Here is a 10312-nt window from a genome sequence, read left to right as displayed (position 1 = left end):
ATGAAAAGAAATATCATCTATACGGCTCTCACTTTTATTTTTCTTGTAAGCTGCGGAAAAGAAGCTTCCACAAAGGAATCTGAGGGCGAAATTAAAACCGAAAAAATCGAAGAACACGATGATGAAACTCCACAAAGCATTGCCAGTCTTACCGATGAACAAATAAAAAGCGTAGGTGTTACCTTAGGAAAAATCGAAATGAAAGAGCTGACTTCTACGATTAAAGCTAACGGTGCACTGCGGGTTCCAAATAATAATAAAGCCACTATAACTTCAATGTATGGTGGAATTATTAAGACGCTGAATGTGCAAATCGGGGATTTTGTAAGAAAAGGTCAGGTGATCGCATCCATAAGCAATCCTGAATATATCCAGTTACAAGAGCAATATCTTACGGTGAAAAGTAAAATTGCATTTGCCGAACAGGAATACAGAAGACAAAAAGAATTGTTTGATAATGATGCCGGAGCAAAGAAAAACCTGCAAAGCTCTGATGCAGAACTAAAAACTTTGCGAACGCAAAGATCATCTTTACAAAGACAGCTTCAGATTATGGGAATTAATCCTGCAACGGTTAATAATGGTAATTTACGTTCAGGTTTGGTCATCACATCGCCAATTAGCGGAACGGTGAGTAATATTTCTGCACAGATAGGAAGTTACGTTGATATTTCGTCCCCCGTTGCCGATGTGATTGATAATGGTTCGTTACATCTAGATCTACAGGTTTTTGAAAAAGATCTTCCTAAAATGAAGGTTGGGCAGATTGTTCATTTTAAACTGACCAACAACCCCGAAATTGAGTACGATGCAAAGATCTACAGCATTGGTTCATCTTTTGAAAACGAGAGTAAAACGATCTCTGTGCATTGCTCTGTTACAGGAAATAAAACAGGACTGATCGACGGGATGAATATTACCGGAATTGTAAGTCTTGATAAAAGCACGACACCGGCAGTTCCCAATGAAGCCATTGTGGAAGCAGACAGCAAATATTATATTTTTATAAAAACAAATAAAAAACCTGAAGAACATACTGAAGAAAAAGGTGAACACGCAGATGAAAAGCAAGCACACGGAAAAGCATCTAATACAGTCAATTTTGAAAAAATAGAGATTGTAAAAGGTTCTTCAGATATGGGATATACGGCAATTACTACCGTTAATGAAATTCCTGCCGATGCATCGGTGGTTACAAAAGGTGCATTTTTTGTGAATGCCAAATTATCAAATTCTGGCGAACACGGGCATTGATTTAAATTATATTTTTAAAGTCATAAAAAAACAACATCCAATTTTATGGGTGTTGTTTTTTTTGGATAAATGAAGCTCAAAATTTATTCAATTTTGTTTTAAAACATTTCTGAGCCTATACTGTTTTAAATTAATTTAAACTTCTGAATTCATTAGGTGTTACACCCGTTCTCTGTTTAAAAAGTCTAATAAAATGCTGTGGATATTTAAAACCCAGTTCATAAGCAATCTGACTGATCGATTTGTCAATATTAAAAACCCTTTCTTTAGCCACATCAATGATTTTATTCTGAATATATTCCTGAGCGGTCTTTCCGGTTTCTTTTTTTATTAGATCACCAAAATAATTGGCAGATAAATTTAGTTGATCAGCACAGTAAGCAACGGAAGGTAATCCTACAGAATTGGGTTTGTCAGATGAAAAATAGGTATTCAATAAATGTTCAAATTTCTCCAAAAGCCCTTGGTTTACATTTTCACGGGTGATAAATTGACGATCATAAAAGCGTTCACAGTAATTAAAGAACAATTCGATATTAGAAGCGATGAGTTTTTTGCTGTGCTTATCCACAGATTGCTTCAGTTCGTTATCAATAATAGCAAACAGATCCAGAATTAAGTGACGTTCTTTAGCCGAAAGATGAAGCGCTTCATTTGTATTATAGCTGAAAAAATTATACTCTGAAATTGCTTTTGCCAAAGAAGTCCCTTTGATTAAATCCGGATGAAAAACAAGTCCATGTCCGCTGGGTTGGTATAAATCTGTTTTATTTTCTACCTCCAAAACCTGTCCCGGAGACACAAAAACCAAAGTACCTTGTTGATAATCATAAGTTGCACGACCATATTTTAAATCCCCACATTTTACCTCTTTCAAAAAAATGCAGCATAGATTGAAATTCATTTTAGAACCTGTCCTTGGATGCGCTTTAGAAAAATCGATGATGCTTACCAAAGGATGCGTAGTCTCGTGATTATTAAACTGATTATAATCATCGACAGTTTCAAAATTAACAACTTTACTCATGGTTTTATCTTTTTGACAAAGCGAAATTACACATTAAAATATTCAGATTAAAGTCATTACGGCATTATCAGTAATATTGGTTATAAAAGCAGTAATCCATATAACAAGAAGCCCATTATCAATTGGGAACTTTGCATAACAAACATTCTAACACTATTTAAAAGATGGATAATATAACATTAAACAACGGATTACAAATGCCTATTCTGGGTTTTGGAGTCTTTCAAATTCCAGATCCTAAAGAATGCGAACAGGCAGTTCTGGATGCAATCGAAACAGGATATAGATTAATTGATACTGCAGCTTCTTATCATAACGAAGAAGCTGTAGGGAATGCCATTAGAAATAGTGAGATTCCCAGAGAAGAACTCTTTATCACGACGAAACTTTGGGTTCAGGATGCAGGTTACGAAAATACACTGAAAGCTTTCGAAAGATCTTTGAAGAAACTTCAGCTGGATTATTTAGATCTTTACCTTATTCATCAGCCTTATGGAGATGTATTCGGCTCTTGGAGAGCCATGCAGGAACTTTATTTTCAAGGAAAAATAAGAGCAATTGGTGTTGCCAACTTTCATCCCGACAGAATTGCTGATTTAATAGCCAACAGCGGATTTGCTCCAGCAATTAATCAAATAGAAACGCATCCGTTTCACCAACAAACAGAGAGCCAAAAATTTTTGGAAGAAAATAATGTACAGATTCAATCTTGGGGACCTTTTGCAGAAGGTAAAAACAATATTTTTCACAACGAAATATTGATAGAAATAGGTAATAAATATAATAAATCTGTAGCTCAGGTAATTCTACGTTGGCTAGTACAGAGAAACGTTATTGCTATTCCAAAATCGATTCGTAAAGAAAGAATGGCTGAGAATTTTGACATTTTTGATTTTGAATTGACCAAAGATGATTTTCAGGCTATTCAAACATTAGACACCAAAGCAAGCTTATTTTTTGATCATCGAGATCCGAATATGGTTAAATGGCTAAGCGAAAGAAAACTAGATGCATAAAAGCATTATTTCACCAAAAAATATTAAAAATGAACCGCAGAGATATTTTAAAAACCGTGGGATTGGCTGCTGCAGGTACTGCACTTTTACCGCTTGATTCCTTAACCAAAGCAGCTAATCTAGATCTAAACATTTCTAAAAATAAAAATTTTGACGATATTCTTAGCAGCCGTAGAAAATTAGGAAAATCACTTGAAGTTTCTGCTATTGGATTAGGAGTTCAGAATATGAGCAGAACATATCAAACGACAATTCCTAACCGGGCAGAAATGCATAATATCATCCGAAAAGCATTCGATAATGGCATTACATTGTTTGATGCAGCAGAAGCGTATGGACCTTTTGAAGTAGAGAAAATTTTAGGTGAAGCAGTATCTTCTTTTCGTGATAAAATAGTGATCGAAACAAAATTCGGATGGAATATCGATCAAAAAACAGGAAAGCGTTTACCCGGACTGAACAGCAAACCTGAACATATAAAACTTGTAGTGGAAGGAATGCTGAAACGACTGCGTACAGACCGTATCGATTTGCTTTTTCAGCATCGAGTTGATCCCGAAGTTCCGATTGAAGATGTTGTAGGAGCCATAAAAGATTTAATGAAGGAAGGAAAAGTTTTACATTACGGACTTTCAGAACCAGGTGCTGAAACTGTGAGGCGAGCACATAAAACACATCCCGTGACAGCGATTCAGAATGAATATTCTCTATTATGGCGAGGTCCCGAAGAAACCATTATTCCGCTTTGTGAAGAGCTGGGAATAGGTTTCGTTCCGTGGAGCCCACTCGGTGTAGGATTTTTAACAGGTGCTATTGATGCCAATACAGGTTTTGCTCCAGGAGATATACGAGGGATTGAAAGTCGTTTTTCAAAAGAAAATATTCCTCATAATCTGGCTTTGGTAGATGTACTTAAAAAATGGGCAATAAAGAAAAATGCAACTTCCGGACAGATTTCTCTGGCTTGGTTGTTAGCTCAAAAACCGTGGATCGTTCCTATTCCTGGAACAACGCAGATGGCACATATGTTAGAAAATAGCAAAGCTGAACAAGTAAAGTTCACAGGTGATGAGTTGAAACAATTCAATACGGAAGTGAATGGCATTAAAATATTAGGGGAAAGATTGCCGGCGGCTGTCTTACAGTTTTCAAATGTGGAAGCACCTTTAAAAAAGAATAATTAAAAATTTAAAGAAAATGGAAAAAAGAATATTAGGAAAAGATAAATTAGAAGTATCTGCATTAGGTTTGGGATGTATGGGATTGAGTTTTGGATATGGAAAACCCACCGAAAAACAAGAAGCCATACAATTGATTAGAACTGCTTATGAACAAGGAGTTACTTTTTTTGATACCGCGGAATGTTATGGACCTTTTACCAATGAAGAATTGGTGGGAGAAGCTTTAAAACCATTCAGAAAAAATACAGTAATTGCTACGAAATTCGGTTTTCAGGATGGCGATTCTACGAAAGGATTAGACAGCAGTCCTGCAAGAATCAGAAAAGTGGTTGAAGATTCTTTGAAAAGATTACAGACCGATTATATCGATTTGTTTTATCAGCACAGAGTTGATCCTAACGTACCGATTGAAGATGTTGCAGGAACTGTTAAAGAATTAATACAAGAAGGAAAAGTAAAACATTTCGGATTGTCGGAAGCCAGCGCTGAAACCATAAGAAAAGCACACGCAGTGCAACCAGTAACCGCTTTGCAGAGTGAATATTCACTATTCTATCGTGAGCCCGAAAAAGAAATTATTCCGACTTTAGAAGAATTGGGAATTGGTTTTGTGCCTTTCAGTCCACTTGGAAAAGGCTTTTTAACAGGAGCAATTAATGAAACCACTCAATTTGAAAAAGATGATTTCAGAAATATTGTACCAAGATTTTCAGAAGAAAACCGAAAAGCCAATCAGGCATTGGTAGATTTATTAAAATCAATTGCATCAGAAAAAGAGTCTACTCCCGCACAGATTGCTTTGTCTTGGTTATTGGCACAGAAATCTTTCATAGCTCCAATTCCGGGAACTACAAAAATCGACCGTTTAAAGGAAAATATTGGCGGAGCTTCCGTTGAATTATCTTCTGAAGATTTATCTCAAATCCAAGAATCTTTAAGCAAAATTGAAATTGTTGGCGAAAGATATCCTCAGCATTTGAAGGAGAGAGTAGGAAAATAATAGTATTAATTGTTTTAAATAAATAATAATGCATAAACTAACTGTCGTTATAGTATTGATTGTCTGCTTTTTTTCTTGTTCGAAAGCACAAAAAACTGAAGCAATAAAAGATAAAAAAGTATTGATTGTCTATTTATCAAGAACAAAAAATACGAAAGCGGTTGCCGAAATCATTCAGAAAAATGTTGGCGGAGATTTAATTGAACTTGAGCTTCAAAATCCATATCCTGAAAACTACAAGGCCACCGTTGACCAGGTTGCTAAAGAAAACGAAACTGGGTTTTTACCACCTCTCAAAACAAAGATTGATAACATTGAAAAATATGATGTTGTTTTCGTAGGTTTTCCAACCTGGGGAATGAAACTTCCGCCACCGATGAAAAGTTTTTTGAAACAATATAACTTAAAAGGTAAAATAATTATTCCGTTCAATACCAATGCAGGTTATGGCGTCGGGAGCAGTTTTGATACTGTTAAGGAACTCAGTCCTGAAAGTAAAATGTTGGAAAGTTTTTCGGTGAAAGGAGGTAAAGAAAAAGACGGGATTTTATTTGTAATAGAAGGTGATAAGAAAGTTGAGGTAGAAAAGCAGATCAAAGAATGGCTTACCAGAATTGGTTTGGCTCAATAAAGAATAGTTGAAATAATAAAGCTCGGTTAGTTTGGTCACTTCCTGTAAGTGATGAGGAGTATCATAAATAATTTCGAGTAAATCCAAACGTTACAAAAAATAACGTCTACAAAATCTGTAGACGTTATTTTATTTAATTTTCATTCATCAATTCCTGAAAATTTTCAGCAAACAATCCGATATGAAAACCATCCATCAATCCGTGATGCGCATGAATGGAAACAGACATTAATTTTTTACCATTATTTTCAGTGATTTTACCGAATGAAATTTTTGGGCAACTGTCTGGAAATGTAAAACTTCTTGCGTGAGAAAGTGAAGTGAAATCTAGCCACGGAACAGCCGAAAAATGAATAACATTTTCTCCCGAACCTGCAGGAATTAAACCTTTGGATTGCTGTACTCTTGAAATCTCTTCTTTTGCTTTTTGATAAAATAATTCTTCATTTTTATCATAATCCATATAAGAAAAACCAAAGGTTTCATCGGGTCTGTTGATGGTTGCAGAAGCATTGATTTGGGCAAACAAATAGACTTCTTTATCAATAATTCTGTAACGGAAGTTTTCTATTGCATTGGCTGCTTCTAAAGCTCTGTACAGATAATAAAGAAAAAAAGAGTTGTCTTTTTCTTTTGCTTGTTGATAGGCTAAAGTACAGTCTATATTGATGGTTACACCAAAAAAAGGTTCTTCAAATTTTGAGAAAAACTGAAAATGTTCTTTTCTTTTCCAATCATCTAGCTTAATGAGTTGTTTCATATTTTATTAAATTTTATATAAATCGAGTAGGATTACTATTTTATTTTTCAACAGTATTGTGTATTTTTCTACCGCAAATTTCAACCTATATAAAAAATCCTGAAAGGACATTTGTCCCGATTAAAAATATGTTACGCACAAACCAGACGTTTTTAGATTTTATTACAAAACTTTACGAGAAGCAGGAACGAAAAGAAGATGTGATTTTGAAACAGTTCACAAAAGAGCAAAAGCTTTTCATGCAGAATGACAAATCATCCAAAGTCATGCTGATGAAAGAAGGGATTGTGAAATGCTATTTCAGTGAAGAAAATGATAAAGAATTTATTCTCGAATTTTTAGGAAAAGGCGAGATTCTTGGTGAGATAGAATGCATTAGAAATATTCCCTGTTTATGCAATATCGAAGCGATGACCGATGTTTCGGCGTATGCATTGTCGGTTCCTTATTTTCGCGAACTTTTAAAAAATAATCTAGAACTCAACGCTTTACTCGTCGATGCTTTTGCAGAGCGCATTGTGAATACTTCAAAGCGGGCGTCTTTTCAGCAGCTCTACACAGTTGATCACAGTTTACGAAAACTTTTGGAACTTCAGTCAAAACAGGACATTCAGCTTTCCAAAGAAGATTTAGCAGCGTATTTGGGAATTTCGGTAAGAAGTTTAAACAGAAGTTTAAAGAATTTGGCTGAGTAATTCTTAAGATTAATATTGATTTAGAAACTGCGGTACTTCATTAAAATATCACTTGAGTTTTCATTTTGCCGAATTTGCTCAAAACCAGCTTTTAAATAAAAATGTTTGGCTTGTAAATTATCAACAGATACTTCAAGGAAAATCTCTAAATCATGATATCGTTTCGCAGCTTCTTTTATGGTTGAATGAACTAAATTCAACCCGATGTTTTTTCCCTGAAAGCCTTTCTGAACATACATTTGATAAATGTTTCCGATGTTTTCATCGCTTTTTACAAAAGTGCATATTCCGATCAGTTCACGATTTACAAAAACACCATGTACAAATTTGTTGAATGTCTGTTTTTCAATATCATCTTCCAAAGTAAGTTTTTCTACATTCAAAGTTTCCTGATAGGTTGCAGAAAAAGCTTCCGGAAATTCTTTTAAACTTTCCAAACGTATTCTTCGGTACTCTTTACTTTCGTCTGGTAAAAGGCTTCGGTATTCAATAAGCATAAAAATATTTAAAGTTCAATCTGATAAATTCTGGATTCTTCCTCCCAAGGATGATACCCTTGTCCGATATATTTGAAATCATATTTTTCGTAAAATCCAATGTGATCGGTACATAAATTCAGATATTTAAATCCTGAATCTTTGGTGTCTTCTTTAGCTTTATTAATCAAAAGTTCACTGTAATGATTTCCTCTGTAATCTTCATTGATAAATAGGGCACAAAGCCACGGATACAAATCCATTCTGCTGATAAAATCATTGGTAATTAATCCTGCGCAACCGATAATTTCTTCATCTTTTTCCAATAAATACCACTGAGGTAAAGATTGCTCTGCAGCAATACTATTCGATATACAGTCTTCATAAATAATTGGCGAAATTTCAGACCAGCTTTTCTGGAAATATTCAATTGCTTTTTCTCTATATTCAGGATTCTGTCTTACAGATATTACTTTCATGATTATTAATTTTCAACTTCATTTAATACAAGAAAGGTAAACTTAATGAAAATCCGTTGAATTTGAAAGTTTTATTAAAATCAAAAGCATCTTAAAACTTTCCACATGAAAGAGCAGGATGCTGTAAAGTGGCGGAATGTGTATTTTTATGAAAATGAAATGAAAGAATAATTTTCTTTCTAAATTGTCTGTAATATGTTATAATTGAAAAGCCTTTGTGCTCTTGGCTGAGTGAAACGCCTTTGCGAACTTTAAAAGCAGTTAGTAGTAAAAAATCTTTGCGAACTTTGCGATAAATTAAGTATTATGATAAACTACAGATAATTTATTTGAAAGTTATTTTACTGATTTTTGTGTTTTATAATCAAGTATTCATAAAAATCAAGACATACAACAATATAATAAAGTTATGAAATATCGAAATACATCTAATTTCCTTTGGTCTCTTTTAATTCTCGTTCTATCTTCTTCAGGTTTCAAAAGTCAGGACAAATTCCCCGACGGAACGACGATTCCAAAATGGTTTAAAGAAAATAAACCTACAGACATCAATAAATTAGGCAAAAAATATATCCTCACAGAAAATGGAGTGAAGAATGACAGTACCGTTCTTCAGACCAAGCAGATTCAGGCAATTATCGATTTGGCTGCTAAAAATGGGGGCGGTGTCATCATCGTTCCGAAAGGAACTTTCCTGATTAGTTCAGTTTTTTTTAAGCAGGGAACTCACTTGCATTTAGAAAATGGAGCGAAATTAAAAGGAAGCGATGACATCAATGACTTTCCAGTAGTAACCACAAGAATGGAAGGACAAACGGTAAAATATTTTCCTGCTTTAATTAACGCTGACGGATTAGATGGTTTCACGATTTCCGGTAAAGGAACTTTGGACGGAAACGGACTTCGCTTCTGGAAATCATTCTGGAAAAGACGCGAATGGAATCCTAAATGCACCAATATGGATGAAATGCGACCTAGAATTCTTTACGTTTCAAATTCTAAAAATGTACAGGTTGAAGGAATCACCATTAAAAATTCACCTTTCTGGAGCACGCATTATTACAAAAGTGATTTTGTAAAATTATTAAATCTCACGATTTTAGCACCGAAAGAACCTGTAAAAGCCCCAAGTACAGATGCGGTTGACATCGATGCTTGTACCAATTTCTTGATTAAAAATTGTTATATGTCGGTCAACGACGATGCAATTGCGTTGAAAGGCGGAAAAGGTCCGAAATCTGATAAAGACCCGAACAACGGCGAAAACAGAAACATCCTTATCGAAGACAACAGTTTCGGATTTTGCCACAGTGTTTTAACTTGTGGAAGTGAATCGATTCATAATTATAACGTGATTTTGCGTAATTCTAAAGTGAAAGATGCTTCAAGATTATTACACCTAAAAATGCGTCCTGATACGCCACAACATTACGAATATCTTACGGTTGAAAATATCACAGGAAACGTAAAAACCTTTTTATATGTAAAAGGTTGGAACCAGTTTTTTGATTTAAAAGGAGAGGAAAGACCTAAAAAAGGATTAGCCAACAATATCACAATAAAAAATATCGACATCAGTTGCGAAACGGCTTTTTCTATTGAAAAATCAGATTTATTCGATTTGAAGGATTTCACATTTGAAAACTTTAAAATAATGGCTTTAAAACCTGAAATGCAAAACCTGAATAACATTCAAAATTTAAAGCAGAAAAATATTAATGTAACTCAGGTTGCTTCTCTCACTCAATCTTACGACAAAAAAGACGATTCCGATATTGCCGCAAAATGAAATG

At 34.5% G+C, this 10312-nt stretch carries 11 protein-coding genes; 7 read left to right on the top strand and 4 right to left on the bottom strand.

Annotated elements, in window-relative coordinates:
• Entirely contained in the window at nt 1-1254 is a 1254-nt protein-coding gene (locus B5X64_RS14075; RefSeq protein WP_079465861.1) for an efflux RND transporter periplasmic adaptor subunit, read from the top strand.
• Nucleotides 1255-1384: 130 nt separating this feature from the next.
• Here B5X64_RS14075 and B5X64_RS14070 read toward each other — a convergent pair whose 3' ends face one another.
• Entirely contained in the window at nt 1385-2281 is an 897-nt protein-coding gene (locus B5X64_RS14070; RefSeq protein WP_079465860.1) for a helix-turn-helix domain-containing protein, read from the bottom strand.
• 164 nt (nt 2282-2445) lie between these two features.
• On the opposite strand from B5X64_RS14070, the gene B5X64_RS14065 reads away from it, so the two are divergent.
• The 4 genes from B5X64_RS14065 to B5X64_RS14050 are packed head-to-tail and all read left to right on the top strand — an operon-like array spanning nt 2446 to nt 6109.
• Entirely contained in the window at nt 2446-3297 is an 852-nt protein-coding gene (locus tag B5X64_RS14065; protein WP_079465859.1) for an aldo/keto reductase, read from the top strand.
• Nucleotides 3298-3326: 29 nt separating this feature from the next.
• Nucleotides 3327-4481: an aldo/keto reductase gene (locus B5X64_RS14060; protein ID WP_079465858.1), complete on the top strand. Its 1155-nt coding sequence runs from the start codon at nt 3327-3329 to the stop codon at nt 4479-4481.
• Nucleotides 4482-4494: 13 nt separating this feature from the next.
• Nucleotides 4495-5478: an aldo/keto reductase gene (locus B5X64_RS14055; RefSeq protein WP_079465857.1), complete on the top strand. Its 984-nt coding sequence runs from the start codon at nt 4495-4497 to the stop codon at nt 5476-5478.
• Nucleotides 5479-5506: 28 nt separating this feature from the next.
• Nucleotides 5507-6109, top strand: a complete 603-nt coding sequence (locus B5X64_RS14050; protein ID WP_079465856.1) for a flavodoxin — start codon at nt 5507-5509, stop codon at nt 6107-6109.
• Nucleotides 6110-6242: 133 nt separating this feature from the next.
• Here the strand turns inward: B5X64_RS14050 and B5X64_RS14045 are convergent, their stop codons facing one another.
• Nucleotides 6243-6869: a chloramphenicol acetyltransferase gene (locus tag B5X64_RS14045; protein WP_079465855.1), complete on the bottom strand. Its 627-nt coding sequence runs from the start codon at nt 6867-6869 to the stop codon at nt 6243-6245.
• 128 nt (nt 6870-6997) lie between these two features.
• On the opposite strand from B5X64_RS14045, the gene B5X64_RS14040 reads away from it, so the two are divergent.
• Nucleotides 6998-7564 (top strand): Crp/Fnr family transcriptional regulator, encoded by a 567-nt coding sequence (locus B5X64_RS14040; protein ID WP_079465854.1) that lies wholly within the window; start codon nt 6998-7000, stop codon nt 7562-7564.
• 20 nt (nt 7565-7584) lie between these two features.
• On the opposite strand, the gene B5X64_RS14035 is transcribed toward B5X64_RS14040, so the two are convergent.
• Both B5X64_RS14035 and B5X64_RS14030 read right to left on the bottom strand, forming a co-directional pair.
• Complete coding sequence (locus B5X64_RS14035) at nt 7585-8061, bottom strand: GNAT family N-acetyltransferase (protein ID WP_079465853.1); 477 nt, start codon at nt 8059-8061, stop codon at nt 7585-7587.
• A gap of 8 nt (nt 8062-8069) precedes the next feature.
• Nucleotides 8070-8519: a GNAT family N-acetyltransferase gene (locus B5X64_RS14030; RefSeq protein WP_079465852.1), complete on the bottom strand. Its 450-nt coding sequence runs from the start codon at nt 8517-8519 to the stop codon at nt 8070-8072.
• Nucleotides 8520-8928: 409 nt separating this feature from the next.
• Between B5X64_RS14030 and B5X64_RS14025 the strand changes: the two genes are divergently transcribed.
• Nucleotides 8929-10308, top strand: a complete 1380-nt coding sequence (locus tag B5X64_RS14025; protein WP_079465851.1) for a rhamnogalacturonidase — start codon at nt 8929-8931, stop codon at nt 10306-10308.
• Nucleotides 10309-10312 lie beyond the last annotated feature (4 nt).

The organism is Chryseobacterium balustinum, assembly GCF_900168205.1.
GTDB lineage: Bacteria > Bacteroidota > Bacteroidia > Flavobacteriales > Weeksellaceae > Chryseobacterium > Chryseobacterium balustinum.
This window is presented reverse-complemented; position numbering and strand designations above follow the sequence as displayed.